Annotated in this window: 23 protein-coding genes; 13 read left to right on the forward strand and 10 right to left on the reverse strand. The window is 42.2% G+C overall.

Annotated elements, in window-relative coordinates:
- Positions 1–87: 87 nt before the first annotated feature.
- The 5 genes from P2W73_RS09395 to P2W73_RS09415 all read right to left on the reverse strand — a co-directional run bounded on the left by P2W73_RS09395 (position 88) and on the right by P2W73_RS09415 (position 6,041).
- Complete coding sequence (locus P2W73_RS09395; RefSeq protein ID WP_276501767.1) at positions 88–1,743, reverse strand: hypothetical protein; 1,656 nt, start codon at positions 1,741–1,743, stop codon at positions 88–90.
- Positions 1,744–2,356: 613 nt separating this feature from the next.
- On the reverse strand, positions 2,357–3,865 hold the full coding sequence (locus P2W73_RS09400) for a PQQ-dependent sugar dehydrogenase (RefSeq protein ID WP_276501768.1): 1,509 nt from the start codon (positions 3,863–3,865) through the stop codon (positions 2,357–2,359).
- Between the two features lie 74 nt (positions 3,866–3,939).
- Positions 3,940–4,998: a helix-turn-helix domain-containing protein gene (locus P2W73_RS09405; RefSeq protein ID WP_276501769.1), complete on the reverse strand. Its 1,059-nt coding sequence runs from the start codon at positions 4,996–4,998 to the stop codon at positions 3,940–3,942.
- A gap of 375 nt (positions 4,999–5,373) precedes the next feature.
- Entirely contained in the window at positions 5,374–5,655 is a 282-nt protein-coding gene (locus P2W73_RS09410) for a hypothetical protein (RefSeq protein WP_276501770.1), read from the reverse strand.
- 143 nt (positions 5,656–5,798) lie between these two features.
- Positions 5,799–6,041, reverse strand: coding sequence for a hypothetical protein (locus tag P2W73_RS09415; protein WP_276501771.1), 243 nt, complete (start codon positions 6,039–6,041; stop codon positions 5,799–5,801).
- Positions 6,042–6,250: 209 nt separating this feature from the next.
- On the opposite strand from P2W73_RS09415, the gene P2W73_RS09420 reads away from it, so the two are divergent.
- Entirely contained in the window at positions 6,251–6,853 is a 603-nt protein-coding gene (locus P2W73_RS09420; RefSeq protein ID WP_276501772.1) for a hypothetical protein, read from the forward strand.
- 231 nt (positions 6,854–7,084) lie between these two features.
- On the opposite strand, the gene P2W73_RS09425 is transcribed toward P2W73_RS09420, so the two are convergent.
- A complete protein-coding gene (locus P2W73_RS09425) occupies positions 7,085–7,495 on the reverse strand; it encodes a fasciclin domain-containing protein (RefSeq protein ID WP_276501773.1) in 411 nt (136 codons plus the stop codon).
- Between the two features lie 217 nt (positions 7,496–7,712).
- On the opposite strand from P2W73_RS09425, the gene P2W73_RS09430 reads away from it, so the two are divergent.
- Entirely contained in the window at positions 7,713–8,780 is a 1,068-nt protein-coding gene (locus tag P2W73_RS09430) for an AI-2E family transporter (RefSeq protein ID WP_276501774.1), read from the forward strand.
- A gap of 291 nt (positions 8,781–9,071) precedes the next feature.
- Here P2W73_RS09430 and P2W73_RS09435 read toward each other — a convergent pair whose 3' ends face one another.
- Both P2W73_RS09435 and P2W73_RS09440 read right to left on the reverse strand, forming a co-directional pair.
- The gene (locus P2W73_RS09435; RefSeq protein ID WP_276501775.1) at positions 9,072–9,524 is read right to left on the reverse strand and encodes a hypothetical protein; all 453 of its coding nucleotides are present in this window, start codon (positions 9,522–9,524) and stop codon (positions 9,072–9,074) included.
- A gap of 118 nt (positions 9,525–9,642) precedes the next feature.
- Positions 9,643–10,782: a toll/interleukin-1 receptor domain-containing protein gene (locus P2W73_RS09440; RefSeq protein ID WP_276501776.1), complete on the reverse strand. Its 1,140-nt coding sequence runs from the start codon at positions 10,780–10,782 to the stop codon at positions 9,643–9,645.
- 395 nt (positions 10,783–11,177) lie between these two features.
- Between P2W73_RS09440 and P2W73_RS09445 the strand changes: the two genes are divergently transcribed.
- The 6 genes from P2W73_RS09445 to P2W73_RS09470 all read left to right on the forward strand — a co-directional run bounded on the left by P2W73_RS09445 (position 11,178) and on the right by P2W73_RS09470 (position 17,777).
- Complete coding sequence (locus P2W73_RS09445; protein WP_276501777.1) at positions 11,178–13,136, forward strand: TOL_0244 family TonB-dependent receptor; 1,959 nt, start codon at positions 11,178–11,180, stop codon at positions 13,134–13,136.
- A gap of 14 nt (positions 13,137–13,150) precedes the next feature.
- Positions 13,151–13,714, forward strand: a complete 564-nt coding sequence (locus P2W73_RS09450; RefSeq protein WP_276501778.1) for a TOL_0243 family YfiR-like periplasmic protein — start codon at positions 13,151–13,153, stop codon at positions 13,712–13,714.
- 22 nt (positions 13,715–13,736) lie between these two features.
- On the forward strand, positions 13,737–15,161 hold the full coding sequence (locus P2W73_RS09455; protein WP_500691730.1) for a sensor histidine kinase, YfiR-like protein-associated: 1,425 nt from the start codon (positions 13,737–13,739) through the stop codon (positions 15,159–15,161).
- Positions 15,162–15,181: 20 nt separating this feature from the next.
- Complete coding sequence (locus tag P2W73_RS09460) at positions 15,182–15,625, forward strand: response regulator (RefSeq protein ID WP_276501780.1); 444 nt, start codon at positions 15,182–15,184, stop codon at positions 15,623–15,625.
- Positions 15,626–15,740: 115 nt separating this feature from the next.
- Positions 15,741–17,153 (forward strand): hybrid sensor histidine kinase/response regulator, encoded by a 1,413-nt coding sequence (locus P2W73_RS09465; RefSeq protein WP_276501781.1) that lies wholly within the window; start codon positions 15,741–15,743, stop codon positions 17,151–17,153.
- Positions 17,154–17,555: 402 nt separating this feature from the next.
- The gene (locus P2W73_RS09470) at positions 17,556–17,777 is read left to right on the forward strand and encodes a hypothetical protein (RefSeq protein WP_276501782.1); all 222 of its coding nucleotides are present in this window, start codon (positions 17,556–17,558) and stop codon (positions 17,775–17,777) included.
- Positions 17,778–17,886: 109 nt separating this feature from the next.
- Here P2W73_RS09470 and P2W73_RS09475 read toward each other — a convergent pair whose 3' ends face one another.
- Positions 17,887–18,690 (reverse strand): phosphatase PAP2 family protein, encoded by an 804-nt coding sequence (locus P2W73_RS09475; protein WP_276501783.1) that lies wholly within the window; start codon positions 18,688–18,690, stop codon positions 17,887–17,889.
- 389 nt (positions 18,691–19,079) lie between these two features.
- Positions 19,080–20,672 (reverse strand): class I SAM-dependent methyltransferase, encoded by a 1,593-nt coding sequence (locus P2W73_RS09480; protein ID WP_276501784.1) that lies wholly within the window; start codon positions 20,670–20,672, stop codon positions 19,080–19,082.
- Between the two features lie 19 nt (positions 20,673–20,691).
- On the opposite strand from P2W73_RS09480, the gene P2W73_RS09485 reads away from it, so the two are divergent.
- The 5 genes from P2W73_RS09485 (at position 20,692) to P2W73_RS09505 (ending at position 24,855) form a co-directional block, all read left to right on the forward strand.
- Positions 20,692–21,384, forward strand: a complete 693-nt coding sequence (locus P2W73_RS09485) for an NUDIX hydrolase (RefSeq protein ID WP_276501785.1) — start codon at positions 20,692–20,694, stop codon at positions 21,382–21,384.
- 136 nt (positions 21,385–21,520) lie between these two features.
- The gene (locus tag P2W73_RS09490; protein ID WP_276501786.1) at positions 21,521–22,321 is read left to right on the forward strand and encodes a ribose-phosphate pyrophosphokinase-like domain-containing protein; all 801 of its coding nucleotides are present in this window, start codon (positions 21,521–21,523) and stop codon (positions 22,319–22,321) included.
- On the forward strand, positions 22,308–22,757 hold the full coding sequence (locus P2W73_RS09495; RefSeq protein WP_276501787.1) for a nucleoside 2-deoxyribosyltransferase domain-containing protein: 450 nt from the start codon (positions 22,308–22,310) through the stop codon (positions 22,755–22,757). The genes P2W73_RS09490 and P2W73_RS09495 overlap by 14 nt, the downstream gene beginning before the upstream one ends.
- A 12-nt stretch (positions 22,758–22,769) precedes the next feature.
- Complete coding sequence (locus P2W73_RS09500) at positions 22,770–24,260, forward strand: nicotinate phosphoribosyltransferase (protein WP_276501788.1); 1,491 nt, start codon at positions 22,770–22,772, stop codon at positions 24,258–24,260.
- Positions 24,217–24,855 (forward strand): DUF4291 domain-containing protein, encoded by a 639-nt coding sequence (locus P2W73_RS09505; protein ID WP_276501789.1) that lies wholly within the window; start codon positions 24,217–24,219, stop codon positions 24,853–24,855. The genes P2W73_RS09500 and P2W73_RS09505 overlap by 44 nt, the downstream gene beginning before the upstream one ends.

Here is a 24,855-nt window from a genome sequence, read left to right on the forward strand (position 1 = left end):
GGGCATGATTTTTTTTAGCAACCGCTGACACGAGTTTAAGTCCAGTCCTTGACAACTTGGTCAGTGTTTTCCGTGTTCTGGTTTCAATTATTTCAGCATTCTCTCAAAGAATTTTCTCAGCTCTTCTGCCTGCTGCAATTCGGCTATATAGTCTTCTTCAGAGCCTTCTGCTTTTAATGCAAACAACTTTTTGAGTATCTTTTTTAATCCGCTGTTACGTAGCAGTTCTTGCCTGCCTGTCCCGTAGGCAGGTTCGTTGCGGAAAAGGAGAACACACCAGTTCTTCAAAATGAATTGAAGCTTCTCTTCGCCATGATTTTTTAACTGTAGCCATTCAACCAATTTTGTGAAGCAGTGTTCTTCAGCCAGTTTCCGGTTATTGTTGTATTGATCTTTCAGTATCCTGGCATATACCAGGCTCAGGTCAGTTGCATCAAACCTCACTGCGTTTTTTTCCAATAGTATTTCCAGCCTTGAATCAGCCAGCTTTTTTAAAACTGAAGCCGGGCTCCGGTAGCCTTTGATAGATTTTATTTTCAGTGCTTCTGCTTCAGCTAATTGTTTTTGTTCTTCACCTATAGGACGAAACCCCGCCCGGTAATAAATCCAGAATGCTCCTGATTGAATGGCATCGCTGTTTTCTTTTCCTACCTGGTAAGGATCAACACTGAAACGGTTTAATTGATAAACTTCGCTGTGTAGCTTCAGCACCTGTTCAAAAATGTATTGGGATTCACCGCCACGGTAAGCAGGAAAAACATTGAGCCCGACGCGGCCACTGTCAAACAAGATCCATGAACCTGCATAAGCCAGGGGCAAGCCATTTTTAAAAACCACGTATCCCATATAGCTGTCAATAGGACTTCTTCGTTCAGGAACCATACCCATCAGCGCTATCGAAAGACCACGGGCCAGGCGGTAATATGAAACAAGGCGGCTGGCCGTAAACGTGATGGGATCAATTTCGCGAAGCTGGCGCACCAGTATCATCCTGCTGCATTCAATAATATATTCGGCTTCCTGTTCATCAAGGCTTACCCGGATGGGTTTTGCATCGTGCTGCGGTTGGATGAAATTCTTTTTAATAAGCGAACGATGATAGTAAGGAACAATTAAAGACCCGGGAAGACAATGATGAGAGGGAAAATCAATTTCTACATTTATCCCGATAGCCACCCAAAGCTCATCCCTGACACCCGGACGAATATCCGTTTCTTCAAAAACAGCGATCAGCCGGTCCAGCATATCTTCTCCTTCTTTCAATGATTGTTGAAGCCATGATCGCCATGCGCCGTGGGTATCCAGCAATATTTCTGACTCCACCCTGGGCATGACAACCGCCAGGATGGATTGGATCTGTCCGTCATCAGCTTCAAACGAATGGAACCGGATATCTTTTGGATGCTTATTTCTCAGCCATTTTACGATCTCAAAACTGAATGCTGCGCAAAGCCGTGTATTCGTGATGCCGGAATTATATAATCTTGCCTTTATAGTTTCATGCGATTGAATGTACAATTGCAATTGCTGCAATGATTGATTCGCCAGTTGGTAAATGGATCGGTTATCAGGATATGCCAGGAGGTAAAGTAAACTGTCATAGTAAGATTGCAATGCCTTTTTGCTTGTAACCTTTTCCTTGCCCAGCGCATGCAGCAAATTCAATTTTTGAGATGAAAATTCTTTCCCATACCGGTTGCGTATAGAAAACAGTTGAGATGTCAGCGACCCGGATTTATTCATTCATCGCTTTGATATTTTACAGGAAGGCGATCCGTTAGCCAAACGAAAGTAAACCTATTTATTTTTTGATCATTATTCAACCCGAAGGAGTTGTGCTGTATATTCCGCCCTGGCAGGTGTTCGCCGAAAAAGCACGCCGTGGGCGGTGTACTGAGCAGCGTCATTGCGACTGCGGGCAAAGCGAAGCGTGAAGCAGGAAGCAAGCGAAGTATCTCCACCGGCCACACGAACCTTTAGATTTGTTGAAGTTAATTAATACGCAGAATTACTGTCCGGCATTTGTAAATTGCCGGAAGAATACAACTATTCATCGGCTCTCTTTTATCATACAGGAGTTGATACTCCTTCGGCAAGCTCTGGACGGATTTCTCTCTCATCACCGTGATTGAACTACAGATCCCTGCCTGTCGGCAGGCAGGAGTGGCGGGTGGTGATACTTCAACTCTTCGCCAGGCTCAGAGCTCAGTACACCCGCCACAGCGTAAGAGGAAAAGGAAATGAGTATAGGGATAATGTTTTTATCATTTGAAATATGATTCGTGTTTCGCTTTAGTTGAAGTTTTTTTTATTAGGCTGATGAATGTAACAATCTGAAAAGTAATTTGTCATTAGTTTAATAAGCCCCATTTTTTACTCGTATCAATTTACCATTCAACTCATCAGAAAGTATATACAATTTACCCATTGGACTTTGTACTACTTTCCGTATTCTCAACCGGTCGTCTGTAAATAGTTCCTCGGCACTTTTTATAGTTTCACCCTCTATAACCATCCGCCATAAGCTACCCCTTGATAATCCACCAACGAGTAAGTTTCGGTTCCAGGCAGCAAATTCGTTGCCCGAATAAAAATGCAGACCAGTGGGCGCTACGGTGTGTAGCCACGACCAAACAGGCTCTGTGTAGCTATTTCCAGGGATGGGTTTTGGTGCAAACTCTGCAAAACGATATTTGCCCGTTGTCTTCATGGGCCAACCGTAATTGGCCGCTGCCTTCAGCACATTGATTTCATCTCCCTGCTGTGTACCATGCTCGCTGAACCATATTTTGTTGGTAGTGTTTTCAAGTGTTAGGCCTTGTGCTGCCCTGATACCTGTAGCATATAATCCCGGAGTTGCTTTATCGCCAAAATCCGGGTTATCTTTTGGGATCGTTCCATCGGCGTTTATTCGATAAATTTTTCCTCTTTTATCTTCACTATTTTGAGCTATGGGAATAGCCGGTTCATCTTTTTCGGTAAATATCCGTTCGCCAATTGTAAAATACAATTTGCCGTCATTTCCAAAGATCATTCCTCCTCCATAATGAACCCGCTCATAGGTATAAGGTTCTGCCACAAAAAGCACTTTGATCTGCCGCAATGATTCATTTTCCAGTACGGCCCTGATAATTTTAGTAGTTCTTCCCTTGTTTGTTTTGGCAGCATAAGACAGGTATATGTATTTGTTGTTTTTAAAATCAGGGTCAAGCAAAACTTCGAATTTACCGGTATTATCTCCAAAACCGCCCAGGCTATCTTCCAGGTCGGTTGGAAAACCTTGTATCCTGGTCTTTTCTTTTTTCGATAGGTTGTATTTTACCAGGTCACCTTCTTTCTCTGAGATCAGCACTTCATCTTCTGACAGAAAAACAATGCTCCAGGGACGTTTCAGCCCTTCCAGGATCGTCTCTTTTTTGGGACGGATGGCATTTACGTCAAAGATTTTGTGAGGCGTCCGGGTAGAAACTTTATCGGCTATCACCCAGCCTTCGCTGGTTTTCATGAGGTTGAAATAGTCGGTAAACAGATCCTTTGCAGTGCTGATCTCCACTTTGGCACTACCCATATTGTTTGTAATATCCATAGCAACGATGCGGGTGCTTAGGTTTTTAGGCCTCTCATGGGGTTTGAATAAACTGAGGTAGTGGTTTCTCGAAAATTGGGTGAATTTCCCATCCCCGTAATTTTTTAAATAACAGGAAGCATGCATAGCTTTGCCCAATTTTACAGTATCTCCTGTTGCCCAACCATCAAAATAGAGCAGGATGGTATTTTCTATCAATTGTCTTTCAGTGGGAGCGTCCTGGGAAAATGCTGGAAAAAAGCCGGACAATAAGCCTAACAATAAGGTTATCTTTTTCATTTAAAAGTATTTTCTCAAATGTCTGGGATACTTTTTTTGGCAAGGTCTGATAACCTGAATTCAGTAGTACGGGTTTATAAATCCGGAGTAACCGATTGTTGGAAAGTGCTGGGAGTCATTCCTTTGAGTTTTTTGAAAGTGGCGAAGAAAGTAGACTTGGAATTGAATCCCACCTCCAAAGAGACAGCATCAATCGTAAAATTGGAGTCTTCTGATAATATCTTACAGGCTTCGTTGATCCGGTATTCGTTGACAAATAGCGTAAAATTCTTCGACAGATTATTATTCAACAATTGGGATAACTGATGCCCGGAAACATTGATTTCCCTGGCCACATCATTGACCTTGAGATTGGGATTTTTGAAAAGTTCTTTTTCCGTCATAACCCTTTCCAGCTTGCTTAAAATGTATTTTGCCTCCTGTTCCTGCAATTTTTTGTCGCCATTTTTCTGCGTAGAAAAGGAAGACAGATCATTTGCTTTTTTGCGGTATAGTAAGGCAAACACGACCAAATAAATGATCAATGAGAAATATAAAGGCCCGATAATATAGCTGCCTTTCGTAATGTTTAAAAATGCCCAAACGTATGCTACAAATATTAACGATACAGTTCCGCAGATGGTCAACATCCATTTTTCAAACGGTTTCAACTTTTCTTTCCGGATTTTTTTTAGAAGAGGTATTGATAGTGAAATCGAAAAAGCTATATAACAACCCCATTGCAGATAAATGAGAGGGATAATAGCATTTCCCCATAAAGAAGGATACTGCTCATAAGGATATACGACACCCACGCCTAAAATTAATAAGAGCCAACCTGCCAGTTGCTTCATCCATGGTTTTGGCAGCTTCCTGGTTTGATTTAATTCTGATTTTATGAAGAAATACAAAAATGGTCCAATGAAGGTACAGGCAGTCAATCCAATTTGTAAAATTGTCTTCGGTACATTATAATCAAAAAAAAAGGCTACCGATTTTCCTATCCTGATGCTCAGTGCCAGTATTAAAGCACCTAAAAAATAATTGGACAAGTGTTTTTTAGCTGCGAAAAAAATAAAATAAATACCTAAAATAAGACCGTTAAAGGCTCCCAACGAACTAAAAAAGAAAAGTACTTTATTACCAAGGCCCATCGTAAGTTTTTTATCAGTGATTCCAAATATACAATGAATGTATATGCCAAACAGGTACGCAGCCGCAGCCTGGCACACTTTAAATATAGTTTGTTCATGACATCCTGATTGGCGAAAAATCCCGATGTTTACCGGAATTGACTGTACTGCTAAGACCAGGGATGCCGGATTGAGCAAGCAATGCGTGGAAAGAAATAGGGGCTTCTGCTATTCCCGGGAACTATCAATTTATTCCTTTGAAAAAATATTTGCTTGATTTTATTTTTAGCTAAACTTGTTACTGTATTTGAACAGACAGAGTAAGTATTCCGCCTTAACAGGTGTTCGCCGAAAAAAGTACACCCCTCACGGCGTAAAAGATTGCCATGTTTCTTTTTAAAAAGTTGCAGTATTTCGAACTGCTTCTTCCGGAGTTTGTCCTATTTCATTACTAAATAGAACGTGTTCACCAAAACGCTGATTGTTGTCATACTTGGTAATCACCACTCTTTTGTTGCGGCCTTCAATGATCTCTTTAAGTGTGCAGGGATAAGCTATGTTGTTACCAAAACAAACATAATAATCGGCGCCTGGTGTTAGTACCGGCTCTGTTCTTCTTGTGTAATGAATGGGAGTTATTTCTTTATCAACCTTGATGATATGTCTTTCACTTGTCATAACACCTGGTTTTCTGTATAAATTTACGAAGTTCTATCGCTTCCGCTCCAGGCACCGGAACTATGATTTGATCGTATTGGTGCGGAGAGTTGGTTCTTGATATAATTGAAATTTGAAGTGACAAAAAATCAACCTGAACTTATCTATGCCTCATGATGTTCGATCATATAACCTACTTTTTTTGATAGTTCTGTCACGCCATGTTCCTCTTCAATCCAGCCAAGATCAGGGGTGTGAATTAAAAAGGTTGATTTATCATCCAGGGTCACCCGGTATCTGCCGGTATATTCTGAGTCAACATCAATGACCGCCTCGACTAGAATATGGCGAGTTTTATTATCTTCTTCAATGGTTGTCTCAAGTATGTGTGTATAATAATCAGGCATAAACAATAGTTAACCAGTGACGCACACGACAAATGAAGATTTTCATTTGTAAGTTACAAAAACTAATTAGCAGCATTTGTTTTTTGATGTGTTCTTTTATTATCGGGGTATCCGCTATTCCGCGTGGCGGGCGGAAGAAAAAATAACTAACTTTAAAAGACCTTGTTCTTTTTATCCTTAGTTTAATTTTCAACTTAAAGAGACTTCACATGAAAGTTATTCTTTTGTTCCTGGCAGCGATCAGTGTTTGTTACGGATGCAATTCTAAAAAAGAGACATCCTCTTCTGAAAATGATTTGCCCTCAGCAGCCATTCAAATTAAATCTGCATTATTAGCTGCTCCCCTGGAAAAGAGAGATAGTTGCACCGTTTATGGCTATTCGGCCGATACACAACTCGTCCTTTTACGAAAAGGCACGAATGAATTGATTTGTCTTGCAGACGATCCTAAAGTGCCCGACTTTTCTGTGGCGTGTTATGTCAGGGATCTGGAACCCTTTATGCAAAGAGGACGTGAACTGAGAAAGCAGGGCATTAACGGTCAACAGGTATTTGATGAGCGGGAGAAAGAAGTAATTGCAGGCACCCTGCAAATGCCCAAACAACCCGCAACATTGTATGTTTATTCTGCAAAAGATAAAGATTTTGATCGGGCAACCGGTGAAGTAAAGAATGGTTACCTGCGTTATGTAATTTATATTCCTTATGCAACTGCTGCAAGTACAGGTTTGCCGGAGAAACCATCCGCCGACGGCATGCCATGGATCATGGATCCCGGAACACACGGGGCGCATATTATGATCAATCCTTAGCAATCAGCTAAGTCAGTTTTCGCCCTCGGTTGGTGCCTGCTGCGGGATGCAGCCCTTAATACATCCCTAACATTGGGCAACGGTATTTTTAAATACTCAGGACGGGTTTCTCTTTTATCATCGTGATTAAACTATAGATCCCTGCCTGCCGGTCAGGCAAGGGTGGCGGTGGTGATACTCCGACTCTTCGCCAGGCTCAGAGCTTAGTACACCCGCCCCAGCCTAACAGCATTACTTTTTAATAAACACCGTATCTGTTGAATGAATCACGCCATTTGTAATTCGTTGTTGGCGTATTTCGATTGGGCTGCCATCAACATTTACCCGGCCATCTTTCACTTCTACCAGCAATTCCTTGCCATTTAAAGTGGTTAATTTGTCACCATCCTTCAGGTTTTGAAAACTGATCATGCCACTTACAATATGGCTATGCAACAGGTCAGTTAAGGCAGGTTTATTGGCCGCTGTTAAAAGGTCTTCCATATAGTTGTTTCCCTGTTTTTCAAACGCAATATCAGAAGGAGCGAAAAAAGTAAAGGGACCGCTGCTGCTGAGCAACTGGTCAAGATCAGAATAATGAAGGCCTTTCTTTAGGGTTTTCAAATTCTTGTCTGTATTAACAATCTGCGTAATGTTTGCCATTTAATTGATTTAAGTGCTGGTAGAATTACCAGCAGCCGCAAAAGGTACGCTTTAATAAACGATTCTGCGGTAATATTACTGGCGGAGGCAAAGAGTCGCAGAAAGATTGCTCAAGCTGTGTTGCTGTCTCAGAATAGGTCTTTCAACTTTGGCAGGTGTTACACCACCGGCTGACCGGCATCATGCACGATTGATGGATTTTATTTTAATTTACATAATGCTTCAAACCTCCGCCCTGTTCAGGGCTGTTTTGTTTTTACTGTTGGTTTTCCTGGTTGTTGCAGGAGTCTATTTTGCAAAGCCTTTTTTGATACCCCTTTGTTTTGGTGCGTTATTAGCTATGTTGTTCTTACCACTGAGCCGCTGGCTGGAAAGAAAACATATTCCAAAAGGACTTGCTATACTGATTTGCATATTGGTATTACTCAGCATTATCAGCATCGTTGCCCTGTTAATAAGCTGGCAGGTTACCGATCTTACCGGTGAGGTAAGTAATATTCAAAACAGGCTGCGACAAATGCTGAACGAGGTGGAACAATATATCAGCACTCATTTTGGGATACCGGTAAAACAGCAGGAAAAGTTATTGCAGCAGCAGGCTCAAAACAGTGTTGCCAACGGAGTGTTAGCCAATATGGGACCTGCGTTGTTGGGCCTGCTGGTTGATTTTATCCTATGCCTGGTGTACATTTTTCTTTTTATGTACTATCGCAGCAGGATCAAAAAATTTATCCTGCAATTGATACCCGGTCAGCAGCAAGAAAATGCACAGCAGATCCTTCATGATATACAAAAAGTGACACAGCTATACCTCACTGGTATCGGCCTGATGATCCTTTGTCTTTGGGTGATGTACAGTATTGGCTTTTCTATTGTAGGTGTGAAATATGCAGTGTTCTTTGCCATTCTTTGTGGATTGCTGGAAATAGTTCCGTTTGTCGGAAACTTTACCGGCAACATGCTGGCCATCGTCATGGTGATCATACAGGGTGGGGGTACAGCCATGATTCTCGCCGTTCTGTTAACCTATGCCATCGTTCAATTTTTACAAACTTACCTGCTGGAACCACTCGTTGTAGGCGCCGAGGTAAACATCAATCCGTTGTTTACGATCATCATCCTGGTGCTGGGTGAATTGATTTGGGGCATACCCGGGATGATCCTTGCTATTCCATTACTCGGCATTGTAAAGATCGTGTGCGATCATATCGAACCACTAAAACCCTATGGCTTTTTAATCGGGCATGAGAGGAAAATGAAAAAGCCATTGAGGCGGCAACAATAATATCCGTTATTACAATTGCCGTCTTCCGAATATTTGTGCCCTGTCAGCGTACGCTGAAAATTATACGCCGTGGTTGTTGAAGTATCTCCACCGGCCAATACGAGTGCTTGAGGTTGACACTGTTTTTCAAGATTCAGATTTTTTCGATACAAGTGTAAGGGAATAGAATTGTTTAGCTGAAGTCAAAGGAGTACAGCAGCTTAACCAGGGCGTTCCCGAAAACGGGTTGTAAATCGTTTTCGGGTGGCTTTTTTGTTTTTTTTCCACAAAAAAGTAAGAAGACTTTTATAGTTATTGACTGGCTGGCAACATATTCCTGATCGCACTGATTTTCCAGCCGCTCTTTTCAGTTACAACGACGAACGTACTCCACATCCTTCGCATGGTGCTGTCTGTATTTTGTATTTCATATCTGCAATCAACGATGGCAGTCGTTGGATTCAGCATTCGTATTTTATCAATCTGCAGCGTTCTTGTTCCGGGGCTATTGGTGGAGCTTTTCAGCATGCCCTGCACAGCCATACCGATACCATTTCTCCATTCGCCGGTAGAAACCAGTTGATCCACGTTTGTCGTTAAAATAGTTTTCAATAATACCGTATCACTTTCTTCCCTGGCTTTCGAATATTGATCAATTAAGAAACTAATCGCTTTGCGCTGCTGAGCTGTAGGGCTATCGTTTTGGGCATATAGAAAAATTATGCTGACTGAATTCAATAAAAGGAATAGGAAGATTTTTTTCATACTAATAATTTTTTACGGTGCTATTAGCTGAGATTATTTAGCTAACCCATTTTCATTTGTCACTATTAGCTAACCAACAGTCAAACGCGGAATTTGATATATTGAGATAATCGAATCCTTATGTTAGCAACTGCTGCACACAATGTTGAATTTTTTCCGTGTTGCCTTCGCGGCAGTCAATATAACTGTAAATACCCATAATAGGAGGTAGTTCCGTTTCTTTATGTCCATACAGGTACACCGTTTGGATGATACTTTTTTTCCGGTTATACTCCATGAGTTTGGCGCACTGAAATTCATCCCAACACACGGCTGAATTATCATAGTCTGGTGAAAGAAAGACTAACACTTTATCAGCCCGCTGAATGGCCGCTGAAATTTGCTGTATCCAGAGCCCGCCGGGTGGAATGCTGTCCTTATCATAAAAAATAGCAAGCTTGTTGTTTCTCGCTTTCAGCTGTTCTACGAAAAACTGAATTTCTTTAGCATGCACATGAGCATAGCTGAGAAAATAATCATAAGTTTTTTTTGTTGATGGTGCTGTTGGTGGTTTAATGGGTTCAGGTGACAGCGTTTCACCTGCTCCGATGATTTCTTTTGGAGGTGAAGAGGGCAGGGATGGTAATTTTTCCGCTGGCGGAAGGGTTTGTTCTGTGATTCCCTTATTTAACCTGTTTGCAAATTTGTTGAAGATGGTCAATGCCTCCTGAGCCTTAGTCTCATTGTGCACAACTAATTTAATACACTGCAGGGGTAAACCACTTTGCAGCCAGAAAGTAGCAGCATCTAATAAGGCCGGTAACATTTTGTCAACTGGAACCTGCTGGTAACCTGTGCCGATAAGCGGCATTGCCACCACGTTATTGTCGTCTTCAAAAACAAAGTTGTTGATGCAGCGAAAAATATCATTGACCGAAGTTCGCGGATCTTTTATTTTTTCACCAGGTTCAAAACAAAGTATCCGTTTGAAATTGAACTGCTGCTGATCGGTGGTTGAAAGTGGTTTGCTTAGCCAGCAATGTAACTGGTTGCGGAGGTCGGTTTCTTTATCCGGTGCCAGTGCCTGCACACTCAAACCTTTTTCCTGTAAGGCATAAATCAGGCTTCCTTTTAAGGCAATATAATTACCGGGAAAAGCAGCCATCACCAGTATATCGGTAGCATGCCGGGCAGGTATAGCGCTGAGGTCGCCCTGCAACAACTGTATCATTGCAGGCCCCTGGTCACGGTCAATATTTATTTGAGAAAGCAATTGCATAGTGCTTCAGTTAAGAAAGCCATTGAATAATTATTGATTAAAATAATACAGGATAATACAAGTTAAAACTTATTACTGGCGTGCAAGCAGTACCTGCATTGGATAAAAGGGAAGATGTAGTTATCGGAATGGAATAACAAAAAAATGAGGAGTACGGAAGGCAGCACTTCATCAGCACGGATCACCTAAAAATAATTAGGGATTACAACAGGCACATGTTTTCTTAAGTGTAAACACTAACACCTGGCTGATTTAAAGATAATTATCTCTAACTTGTACTGATAATTTGTACATTTAGTTACAGGGAGATGACTTTCTTAGTTCTCCTGTACATTGGTTGCGGCTCTATTGGTATCAGTAAGATCTAATCCATCTATTCATCAGATCCCAATAATATGAATCCTGGAAACAAGGGACGGGCTCACTGCCATCTGTTCTTTTTGGCCGTACTGTTGAACGTTGTCCTGGCGTTACTGCCCCAGTTAAGTTGGGGCCAGGTTAACGATAGCTTGTTATCAGTTCGTGTCCTGAAAAAATTAAGCCTCGAAGAATTAATGGATATTGAAGTGATGTCGGTTTCAAAACGACCCGAGAAACTGACAGAAGTGGCTTCGGCCATCCAGGTAATCACCCAAAAAGATATTCGTGCATCCGGCGCCAGAACATTAGCGGAAGCATTGCGGCTGGCACCCAACTTGCAGGTGGCACAGGTCAATTCCAGTGAATGGGCCATCAGTGCACGGGGTTTCAACAACGTACTGGCCAATAAATTACTGGTATTGATTGACGGTCGTACCATATATACGCCGCTATACGCCGGGGTATTCTGGGACGTACAAAATCTGCTGTTGGAAGATGTAGACAGGATCGAAGTAATCAGCGGGCCCGGTGGAACATTATGGGGGGCCAATGCGGTGAATGGGGTGATTAATATCATTACAAAGAGCGCAGCAGATACAAAAGGTTTTTTTGCTGAGGCAGCTGCGGGCAGCAATCTTCCGGGCCTGGGTAGCCTTCGTTACGGCGGAAAAATCGGCAAGAATCTTTTTTACCGCGTATTTGGAACAGGGTTTAAAATGGGTAGTGTACTTGACACGAATGGGGTAAAAGCAAACGACGAATGGACAATGTTTAAAGCCGGTTCGAGGTTTGATTGGGAAGCGTCTGAAAAGGACAAACTGTCGCTACAAGTCAATTGGCATACGGGCAGGCCTGACCCGGATGCGAATGACACAGCCGTTATCGCGAACGGCGACAATATCGTGGCCCGATGGAACCGTGCCCTTAAAGCCAATGCAGCTCTTCAGCTCCAGGTATATTATGATCATACCTTCCGTGATTTTGGAAGTGAATTCACGGAAGATCTGAAAACATTTGATATAGATTGGCAGAACCGGTACCCGCTGGGTAAACGACATATATTGACTTACGGGCTGGGCTTCCGCTTCATGGATCACAGCTTTACCAACCATGAACTGGCAGCTTTTCTCCCGGCCCATAAAAAACTTTATTTGTATAATATATTCGTGCAGGACGAAATGACTATCAGCAATTTTTTGCGATTGACGATTGGTTCAAAGATTGAACACAATAGCTATACCGGGTTTGAATATCAACCCAACGCCCGGTTCACCTGGACTCCCGAAAGCAATCAAACTATTTGGGCAGCAGTATCACGGGCCGTTAGAACACCAGCCCGGATTGACCGCGAATTCTTTATATATTCAGCTCCGAACATTCCAAGAATAGTTACCAATGATAATTTCGTATCGGAAACCCTGATGGCTTATGAACTGGGATGGCGGTCGCAACCCTTTGAGAATCTTTCTTTCTCTTTGGCAACCTTCTATAATGTTTATGATAAAATACGAAGTATTGAACCCGGCCCTCCGCCCTCCAACTTTCCCGTCACGCTTGGGAATGGTGTGAAAGGAAAAAGTTACGGGATTGAGGCATCAGCGACATACCAGCTGACGGATTGGTGGAGCCTGCGGGGTGGCTATACTTTTTTGAAAAAAGATTTGTCAGTAAAAGCCGGCAGCAAGGACTTGAACAAAGCGTCAGCTGAAAGTAACGATCCACGGCACCAGTTTCTCATTCAATCGACCATGGATCTTCCGGGTGGGATCGAAACAGGAGTTGTAATCCGTTACATTGACAAACTACCTAAACCTCATGTGCCGGGATATACGGGCCTGGACCTGCGAATCGGCTGGAAATTGAGCAAAGCGATCGAACTAAGTGTGGTAGGACAAAATTTGCTGGACAAGCGCCACATTGAATTTATTGCTTCAACAACCCGTCGTCGACAAATTGAACGAAACGTATACGGAAAGGTCCTATGCCGATTTTAAAAATTATATCGCGGTTGCGGAAATTGTATGTCAGCAATTCGCCGGTCACCCGGTTGATCATGGCTGTGCCTTTGTTGATAAACCTGTTGATCATATCAGCTTCAACACAACCTTCCCGTGAGTACCAGTTAAAAGCCGTTTTTCTTTTCAACTTTACACAATTTGTGGAGTGGCCTGCCAATTCATTTTCTTCCGACCAGGCACCCATGGTTATCGGGATTGTAGGCTCCAACCCATTTGGCTCTTACCTCGAAGAAACAGTACACGGTGAAAAAATTAATGGCCGCGCCTTGCTTATACGATACTACGATACGATGGAGGACATCGGAGCATGCCATGTATTGTTTATTAATGTGACTGAGACCAACAAAAGAGAACAGATTATCGAGAAAGTAAAAGATCGGAATATTTTGACTGTTAGTGACGCCCCTGATTTTATGCAGCAGGGAGGGATGATCAGGTTTTTTACAAAACAGGATAAAATAAAATTACAGGTCAACCTGGAAGCTACTAAAATGGCCAGCCTGGTCATGAGTTCAAAATTGCTCAGGCTGGTAGAGGTTGTTAAATCCCGGTAAAAAGATGAGGTTGTTCAAAGATATGCCGATACAAAAAAAGCTGATGAGAATCATGTTTCTGATCAGCGGGACGGTATTGTTTGTCACCTGCATCACATTCTTTATTTATGAGTTCTATGCATTCCGGAAAACAACAACCGAAAAGCTTTCCACCATCGGAAAAATTATTGCGGCCAATAGCACGGCGGCACTTGCTTTTGCCAACCAGGAAGACGCCAAAGAAATCCTGGCGGCATTGAAGACGGAACCTAATATCGTAGCAGCGGCCCTTTATGACAGTGAAGGAAATCTTTTTTCACAGTATAGGGCTACTCCCGGCGAGGATACATTACCAGTGAAACCGGGGAAAGGAGGTTATCAGTTTGCGCACTCTCACCTGGAAGGTTTTCAGCCGGTCATACTGGACACAAGACACCTGGGTACCTTGTATCTCAGGTCCGACCTGGGTGAGATGTATGATCGGTTACAGCTTTATGGTATCATAGCCGGTGTGGTGGGGTTCCTGTCCTTCCTGTTGTCTTACGTGCTTTCAAGGATACTTCAGAAAAATATTTCAAAGCCGGTTCTGCATTTGGCCGAAGCTGCGAAAATGGTCTCCGGGCAGCAAGATTATTCCGTAAGAGCGGTAAAGACAGGCAACGATGAATTGGGTTCACTGACCGACGCCTTCAATAACATGCTTGACCAGATACAGGATCAGAACCAGGCCTTACAGGAATTCAGTCAACACCTCGAAGAGAAAGTCCGAGATCGTACAGAACAACTGGAATCAGTAAACAAAGAGCTGGAAGCATTTTCTTATTCCATTTCGCATGACCTGCGGGCGCCATTGAGGGGCGTTATTGGGTTTGGTACCCTGCTGGAGGAAGACTACGGCAATAAGTTAGATGATGAAGGCAGGAGACTCCTTACTGTCATTAAAGGAAATGCATTGAAGATGGGTCACCTGATTGATGACCTGCTTGCCTTCTCACGCATCAGGAGACAGGATATAAAAAAGACGAACATCGCTACGACAGACATGGTCAGGGAGGTGATACAGGAGTTGCTGCCTGAAGATAAGAAGTCAACGATTCAATGTATCGTCCATGAGATGCCGGATATGAAAGGAGATATCAATGCTATGCGGCAGGTGTGGGTAAACCTGGTCTCGAATGCTTTTAAGTATTCGGCCAAAAAAGACGAGCCGGTCATTGAAATAGGACCTGCCAGCCTGGATGGACAAGCCGTTTTTTATATAAAGGATAACGGGGTAGGCTTTGATGAAAAGTACAAGAATAAATTATTTAAAGTATTTCAGCGACTGCACCGGGCAGAAGAATTTGAAGGGACCGGGGTCGGACTTGCCATCGTAGAAAAGATAATTTCAAAACACGGCGGTAAAGTATGGGCAGAAGCCGAAGAGAACAAAGGCGCCTGCTTTTATTTTAGCCTGCCACAGGAATAATGAATTAAAAAATCAGAAATATGAATCCAGATTCAGTTGAAGTGTTGTTGGTTGAAGATAATAGTACGGATGCAGAGCTGACCATCCGCGAGTTAAAAAAGCACAACATGGCTAATAACCTTGTTCACCTAAAGGATGGAGAAGAAGCGCTGGCTTTCATTTTTGCAACGGGCAAATATGCCGGCATCAAGGAAATGCATTATTTGCCCAGGGTAATATTATTAGATATACAAATGCCCAAAGTAAATGGAATAGAAGTATTGCAGGCGATAAAGGCTGATCCGCGTACCAGGGCAATACCCGTGGTGATGCTTACTTCATCCAAGGAGGATCCGGATATAAGGGTGTGCTACGATCTCGGAGCCAACAGTTATATAGTGAAACCTGTAAACTTTGAAGGATTTGCTGCGGCTATCAAAAATCTGGGCTTTTATTGGCTATTGCTTAATCAACTACCTGCATAAAATATTCGTATGAAACGTCCATGATAAAATTTTCATTTTTATCACACAGAGGTCCGCCGCGGCGGATTATCATGGTAAGTAACATCTGGCCAACAAGAAAATAAAAAATATACAGATGAAACCAGCATTAAAGATATTACTCCTCGAAGACAACAGCGATGACGCAGAATTGATAAAAAGGTTGCTGACCAGGGAGAAACTAACTTGCGAGTTCCGGCTAGCGATGAATAAAAAAGATTTTTTACAATGCCTGGATGAGTTTGGTCCCGATGTTATACTATCTGATAATTCTATGCCCCAGTTCAATTCCGCTGAAGCTTTGCAAATAACCCGCCGGCGGTTCCAGCATGTTCCTTTTATATTGGTAACGGGAACCGTATCCGAAGAGTATGCGACGGAAATGATCAAGCAGGGAGCGGATGATTATATTTTAAAAGACAGGATGAAAAGACTGCCGGCTGCGATAGAGTCGTCGCTTGCACAACGCAGGGCGCTGAAAGAAATAACCGATTATAAGTACGCACTGGACCAGTCAGCCATCGTGGCCATTACGGATCAGAAGGGAATCATCCTGTATGCGAACGAAAATTTTTGTAAGATATCACAATATGATGCAAGGGAACTTATTGGACAGGATCACCGCATCATCAATTCAGGTTTTCATTCCCCATCTTATATCAGGAATTTATGGGTTACTATCGCCAGTGGAAAGATATGGCGGGGTGAGTTTCGTAACAAAGCAAAGGATGGAACTTTCTATTGGGTGGATGCTACCATCGTTCCCTTTCTGAATGAGAAGGGCAAGCCTTACCAATATTTGTCTATCAGAACGGATATAACGGAGAAAAAGAAGCTGGAAGAAAAACTTTTTAAACGGCAACGGGAAGAACAGTTGAGGATGACTGCTATAGCGTTACATGCGCAGGAAAAGGAAAGAACACTGATTGGCCAGGAATTGCATGATAATGTGAACCAGATACTGGTTGGCACTAAATTGTTTTTATCCATAATTAAGGAGGACCCGGTGAAAAACCGGGAGCTTGTCAGTACTTGTATGACCAGCCTGCAGCAGGCTATTGATGAAAACAGGAAACTGGCCCATTCACTGGTGGCACCTGATTTCGATCATACCAATCTTGCGGAACAGATAACCGAACTCGCAGCAAAAATGCTGGAGGTTCCGGGACTTGATGTGCATATAGATATTACCCAATTCGATGAAGCCTTTTTGGATGAACAGCAAAAACTGGCTATTTACCGCATAGCACAAGAGCAATCTACCAATATCATTAAATATGCCCAGGCAAGGGAGGTAACCATCACCCTCATTACGGCTGAGGACTTTTTCAGCATGACCATCACTGACGATGGAATAGGCATGGAAGCAGACAAAAAAACAAAAGGCATCGGGTTAAAAAACATCATTGGTCGTCTTAGTGTCTTCAACGGAAAAGCGGATATAAAAACTACACCTGGTAAAGGATTTTCGCTGACGATCACCATGCCTTTACAAAAAAGAAAAGGTTAAGATTTCGTCAATCTTCATTCAGTCTAGCCTGGTATTTTTCAGAAAAGAAGCGGACTTTTTTGACCTTTCGTTTGTCAATAGAGATGCTATTGAGCTGTTGTTTGTTTGTCGTTGTGTGAGACCGGTTCGTCCAATATTTTATTCAAAGCAGATCGTGCTACAAAAAATATATTGTACGCGGTGTGAGTATCGGATCGGTTTTTATAGTTTAACGATACCTGATAGTAAAGAGAAAAAATATTTATGATGATAGGGGTAATTAATTAAAATGTATAAGTGGAATAACATAATAGTCGAAAATTTCTCTAAACTTAAGATCCACTTCAATTGCAATTAATAATTAAACAAGTAACTTTCTGAAGAAATAAATTTTATTCACTGCATTAGCTCCAGCTCTTACCTATGACTGAGTATGCCGCGGATATAAAAGTCTTACCTCATAAAACAATACGTAAAAAGAGTGTCCTGCCAGCAATAAAAATACCGGCGCTTCCTGTTGTTTATCCATCTCAAAAAGTGAACGAAATATGCAAGGAAAATAAAAAAGAAATACCATTTGAGAAATGGATCATGCCTCCGCAACCCGAAGGATATCTCAAATGTCCCGGCCACGATTTTTTTTAGCCATATGCAGCAAAAGTTTTTTATTTCTTTATCGGCAATCCACTCACCAGGATCATTGCTAGCTTATATCGCCGGTTAAGCCTTCTGATGCCGGCAATGCTAAGGTGTGCTAAAACCTATGTACCAACCCCAGCCCAATCGTTCCATTCTGATATCCCGGCATAACGATCGTCTTCATGGGTTTGTTGCTGAATAATTTGTTTTGAATTTTTGGATAGAGCCAGTAAGCGAGTTGGGTGGAAGCAATACCGATACCGGCGCCGGCAACCACATCGCTGAACCAATGCTTGTTGTTATGCATACGCAAATAGCCGGTAGCAGTGGCCATAGCATAGCCGGCAACGCCGTACCAGGGCGACACATCCTTGTATTCCTGCCTTAAAAATTCGGCGCTGACGAAGGCTGCAGCGGTATGCCCACTGGGAAAGGAAAAGTGATTGGAACCATCGGGCCGCCATTCGTGAGAGATCTCTTTTACCGAGAAAACAATCCCGCTCATCAGCAGGTTGGACATGAGATAGATAATGCTGCGATCACGAAAATTATGCTTGCCTTTTATGCCAAGGGCGTTTAATCCATACACCGTGGCAGCAGGAGCGAAGATCAGGTAATTGTCAATTTTGACTTTTTTGGTGTTGGCGAAATACACTTCATCTTTCAACTCGGTATTGACCTTTTGAATGCCTTTGCTCTCCAGGCCGCCGAGACCGTACATCACCATTAGCGTAGGAGCAACCAATTGCTTTACAGGAAAGGGTTTTCTTTTTTCATTTACCCGGATGGAAAGATTCAATAAAGCCGAATCTTTTATGACGGGATTATTGAACAGGCTGTCGGCGGTTTGAGCCGGCAGGCGGAGTACGATTAGGATGCCTGCCAACAGCAGCAGGCCGTGGATTTTTATTCTATTCATCTTGTGGCTTGTTGATCAACGTTAGTGAACCGCAACTGTGCGGGATTGACCGGCATCAAGGTCGTGGAACCGGCAATGCATGCGATAAAACTGTGTTGGGCACATTTTATTTTCCCGGTTTTGTTGCAAGCTTGTTAAAGTTGGTTGTTATGCATGAAGCGGATGAGGCAAAATCACAATGCACACCGGCTGGCTTAGCGTATGTCTGTTTACCATGTGGCGGCTTAGGCACACAGCAAATCCCTCGAAACTGACTCCTTCCGTCTTAGCCCTGGCATGTGCCTGCAAGACAAGAGGGGTCACTATATGAAATATCTATGATACTATAACCGTATAAAATTATAAATCTCAATCTGATAAAGTCAGACTGGATCAGGCTTATACTTTATTTATTCTTTCACTGCTACCAATAGCACATGACTGACAGGATAATCTATTTTTTCAGGCCTTCCATTTTTAAGTGTAAATAACTCAGCCTTGCCGGCAAGCCTGTTTGCGACTATCCACTGGTTGGTGTATGCCTTCGATGAAGGGTGAATTGAAAATCCTGCCTCTTTCAAATGCGCCTGCCATTCTTCAAAATCCCAGAAGCAAAATGTTTCATGCATTTCACTTTGCCAGTTGTCTGTATAATCTTTCCGGCTAAGGAACTCGGCCGCATCACGAAGTGTTAATTGGATATAGCTAACATCTTCAATATTGATCTCCCGGTAGATCAATTGATAGCCTTCTGCTGCACGGAAGTCTTTTGCAAAGCGGAAAAACCGGGCCCTGGTGGATAAGGATTGCAGATGTTCAGCCAGGTGCTGGCGATTAGCAAAGTCTGCATGCGGATCATCGTTCTTTCCATCCGTCGCATTTAATAAAAGCAGTACATCCTGGTCTTTTACAAAAGGCCCTACCACATCCCTATTGATCCATACCCCACCGGGCGCCAATTCGTCGTACCTGTTTTTAATAAATTGCAGAAGGTCGTTGCGGCTGCCGTAGGACTCTATCTCATGGGTAAGTGAAGATGTATGAATGGTATTCATCGAGTTTTTCTCAAACACCAAGCCGGTCACCGCATTCTTTTGCGAAAAGAAAACAAATGGATTCCTAAACTCGCCGTTCTCTTTTCGCTGACGACATATTTCAAAAAGATGACGGCTCACTTCAATACCATAAAAATCGCTTTCCCGGAATCGGTAACCAGTTGCGGCCAGTTTGATCCAGCTACCAACTGCGCAACCAATATCGCCAATACGTCCCGGCTGAATAAAGGTGGCCGTTTCGTCATACTTGAGTGTCGCTATTTCATCCATTTGCCTGACATAGGCATTATAATCCCGCGTTTCCGTGAGGTCACCATCGCTGCTGATCATCTCATCACTGAATAACAGTTTCACTCTCTCACCTAAATGATATTTCTGCCAGACATTCCAGGAGGATCTGTGTATTTTATTTTTCAAGAATTCATTTTGCTGCCAGTTATCGGCTTTGGAGATCAACTCAACAAGATCCCATGGCATTTCTGTATGATGCTGCCAGGGTTCAATATCTTTTAATTCAGCAGGGAGAACGCTAAAGCCAAGTTCATCGTATAATTTGAATACGGGTGTGGAGCAGATAACAATTGTATTTTTAGGTGTGCAGCTAAACTGTCCATCACTTTCATGCCGGATACGTTTTAAGGTATATGTCGCAAAATTGGAAAGAGAACCGACATCATCAATACCGTAGATGTATACAGGAACCGGCAGTTCGTCAGCCATGGCTTCAATCGCAATAGCCCGGAGATAAAAGGGTAGGGGGTTACGACGGGTATTGGAATGATTAGCTGAAGTGACCGGAAAAATAATTGCTTCTATGGGTTTATCAATATTTAGTGCAGCGCCATAAACATCCCGGACTGCGGAAAGGCCATTCTTAATAACAGACGATAAGTAGTTAAACTGGAACTGTGTGATGAGATGATGCCTGCCTGGAATTAACAAATACATGTAATTTTGCTTTAATTATATGCAAAATAAGTCATCCATTATAAAAGTTGCTGTTGATGCTATTGTTTTTGGATATTCAAAAAACGATGGAGTATCGGTGTTGTTGGTACAGCGGAAATATGAGCCGTTTAAAAATGAATGGGCAATACCGGGAGGTTTTGTACAGACCGAAGAATCTTTAGAGGAGGCTGTGAGAAGAGAGTTGTCGGAAGAAACAGGTATTGAAGTAAATTACCTGGAACAGCTTTACAGCTTTGGCGCTCCTCATCGTGATCCGCGGCAACGGATTATTGCAATTGCGTATTTTGGCCTAGTAAAAACAAGCCAATACCAGGAGTTAAAGGCCAGCACAGATGCTGAAAATGCAAAATGGTTCAGTATAAAAAAATTGCCTGCACTGGCATTTGATCATAAGCAGATATTAGCGGTAGCAATCGAAAGACTTCGTTCAAAAGTTCGCTATCAGCCTATCGGTTTTGAATTACTAGATAAGAAATTCCCTTTTTCTGACCTGGAGAAATTATATATGGCCCTGTTAGACCGGGATATCAACCGGCGCAACTTCAGTAAAAAAATACTTTCCTTTGGTTTTTTGGAAGAAACAGGCGAGCTGTCCAAATCGGAAGGGAAGGGGCGTCCCAGCAAAATGTACCAGTTCAATCAAAAGCGATACAAAGAACTCCTGAAAGAAGGTTTTCATTTTGAAATTTAGAGTGCCTCGTTCTGGACTAGATTTCTTGTCCCATTAATCACGTAACACAGGAACAGCAGATTTATTTTGCTTTAAATTGAAGCAAAATTTGCTGGTCTCAATTCTTTTATCAATATTTGCGTAATAATTAAGCAAAATGAAGATCATTAATCTGAATACCGGTGAAGGGATACAGTTTACCTTATTTCCGGACAACCAACCGCATATAAATATCCACGGAATTGGGGCAGGTGAGGAAGTAAAAGTAATTTGTTCGATTACCGATAGTTTAAGGATGATGCACCTGCTGCAAACGGCGAATGCGCTGGATAACCTGCATGCAAAAAAAACAACGTTGGTTATTCCTTACCTGATGGCTGCCAGGTATGATCGCCTGATGTTGCCGGGTGATAGTTTTGACCTGGAGGTGGTGGCTGGGCTTATAAACAGTTGCGGTTTTGAAAAAGTATGGCTGTGGGATGTTCATTCAGAAGTTGCCATCCGGTTGATCAGGAACGCAGCGAATATTAAGAACAGGAAAATGGTGGAGCAATACAAACTACAGGATGCTGTATTGATTTGTCCGGATGCAGGGGCAGCCAAAAAAACGGATGAATATTTTACCTGGAACAGTAATCTCACAGAAATAGTCTATTGCAAAAAAAGCAGGGATCTGGCAACTGGTAAAATTTCATTGGAACTACAGGAGCCAGGGAAATGCTTCAACAGGAATTGTGTCATCATTGATGATATATGTGACGGTGGAGCTACCTTCCTGGCAATTGCAAGCCAGATCAAACCTGCTCATCTTACTTTAATAGTGACGCACGGCATATTTTCCAAAGGCTTTGCGGCACTCACAGACCAATTCGATGAGATTATAACCAGTGATAGCTTTTGCAGGATTTATAATGGGGAAAAAGTAAAAACTATAAGCATAGATTATGATCATTTATAAAGCACCTCAGCAAATCAACAAAACAGAAGGAAAGAAGATTTTTCTTGGGGGCACTATCGAAATGGGTGCGTCGGTAAACTGGCAGGAAACAGTTATTCAATTTTTCCATGATAAGACCTGCACCATTTTTAATCCCAGGCGAGATGATTGGGACGATGACTGGAAGCAGGAAGCAGAGAATCCGCAGTTTTCGCAACAGGTAAACTGGGAATTGGATGCAATGGAGATGGCAGATATTATTATATTAAATTTTCTTCCCGGCTCACAATCACCCATTACCTTATTGGAGTTTGGATTATACGCACAATCGAATAAGTTAATGGTTTGTTGTCCGAAAGACTATTGGCGGGGTGGTAATGTGCATATCTTATGTGATAGATACGGGATTCCATTATATGACAATATGCAAGTTCTCCTGGAGAATATTAATTTATAAAATATTTAAGTTATGAAAACAAATCCCTTCCTTTTGACCGACTATTATAAAGTAGGACATATATTTCAATATCCTGCCAACACCACATTAGTGTATAGTAACCTTACCCCAAGAAAAAGTCGCTTTGACGATATTGATGAAATGATCTTTTTCGGGCTGCAATATTTTATTAAAGAGTATTTGATAAATTATTTCCAGGAAAATTTCTTTGATCAGCCAAAGGCAAAAGTACTCCCGGATTATAAAAGGAGAATTGTTACTTCTTTGGGGACTCATCTACCCAGCTATGACCATATTGGGCAATTGCATGACCTGGGTTATTTGCCGGTAGAAATAAAAGCATTGCCGGAAGGAAGTAAAGTGCCGATGAGAGTGCCTTGCCTGACGATTGTTAATACTAAACGTGAGTTTTACTGGCTGACCAATTTTCTCGAAACGATTTTGTCAGCGACGATATGGCAAACCTGTACCAGCGCAACCCTCGCTTATGAATATAGAAAGTTATTGGATCGGTATGCTGATGAGACAGGAGTGCCTGCTGACTTTGTCCAATGGCAGGGACATGATTTTAGTTTTCGGGGGATGAGCAGCCTTGAATCTGCTATTCTCAGCGGCATGGGTCATTTACTATCATTTACCGGTACGGATACCATTCCTGCCATTGATGCATTAGAAGAATATTACGGTGCTGATGCTGATAAGGAACTGATCGGAGGGAGTGTAGCAGCAACAGAACATAGTGTAATGTGCAGCGGCAATAAAGAAGGAGAATTGCAAACATTCCGGCGACTGATCACGGAAATTTATCCGACAGGCATTGTCAGTATTGTCAGCGATACATGGGACTTGTGGAAAGTGTGCACTGAATATCTTGTCGCTTTAAAAAATATCATTCAGCATAGAGAGGGTAAGGTGGTTATCCGTCCCGACAGCGGTGATCCGGTTAAAATCATCTGTGGAGATGCTGAAGGGAAAACTGAAGCGGAACGAAAAGGAGTGGTAGAATTGTTGTGGGATGTTTTTGGTGGAACGATTACTGACAAGGGATATAAACTATTGGATAGTCATATTGGAGCTATTTACGGAGATAGCATCAACTTACAACGGGCAGAAGCGATTTGTGAAGGATTGAAACGTAAGGGATTTGCCAGCCAGGTTGTTTTTGGCATAGGGAGCTATACCTACCAGTATAATACAAGAGATACTTTTGGGCTGGCAATGAAAGCGACATATGTGGAAGTGAATGGCGAGGGCCGGGAGATATTCAAAAATCCTGTAACGGATGATGGTACAAAAAAATCGGCGACAGGATTGTTGCAGGTAAAAAAAGAAAATGGCAGTTACATACTACATGATAAAGTAAGCTGGGACGAGGAAAAAAACAACGAATTGAAGACGGTGTTTAAGGATGGAAAAATAATTAAAGAGTATTCATTGAGAGAAATAAGAAAGATAATACATGAAAACAGAAAAATACATAAAGCAGAAGAAAAGGTTGCCTGAAAAAGGGCGACAGGTAATTGGTAGTCACGATACTAATTCTATTATAGTGTACCAAGCTTTTAAACCGCAGATTGCAAATTATGCTGTTAGTAAACAAAAATTTGGTGGAGACCATTACAGTTTCAACCGGATGTCATGGATAAAGCCAGGCTTCTTATGGATGATGTATCGGGCAGGTTGGGCGTCAAAAGAGGATCAGCAGCATATTTTAGCAATTACCTTTCCTATGTCCTGTTTCAAAATGATATTACAACAGGCGACAATATCATCATTTGACGGCCGTCTATTTGTAACAGAACAAGACTGGAAGAAAGAACTTGCTAAAACCGATGTAAGACTCCAGTGGGATCCGGATCATGATCCTTATGGCAATAAACTGGAAAGGAAGGCAATCCAAATTGGGATGAAAGGAGAAACCCTAAAGAAATTTTGTACAGAGTGGATCAGCAAAATAGAAGATATTACTGGCTTTGTTAAGGAGGAATATGCAAAAGTGGCTAATCAGCAAATAGAAGAATTGAATGTGCCGTATGAAGATGTGGTTGATCTCAAAGACCCGGCCATAGAAGAAAGAATCGGAATTGAGTCGCAATAA

The organism is Terrimonas pollutisoli (assembly GCF_029360765.1).
GTDB classification, from domain to species: domain Bacteria; phylum Bacteroidota; class Bacteroidia; order Chitinophagales; family Chitinophagaceae; genus Terrimonas_B; species Terrimonas_B pollutisoli.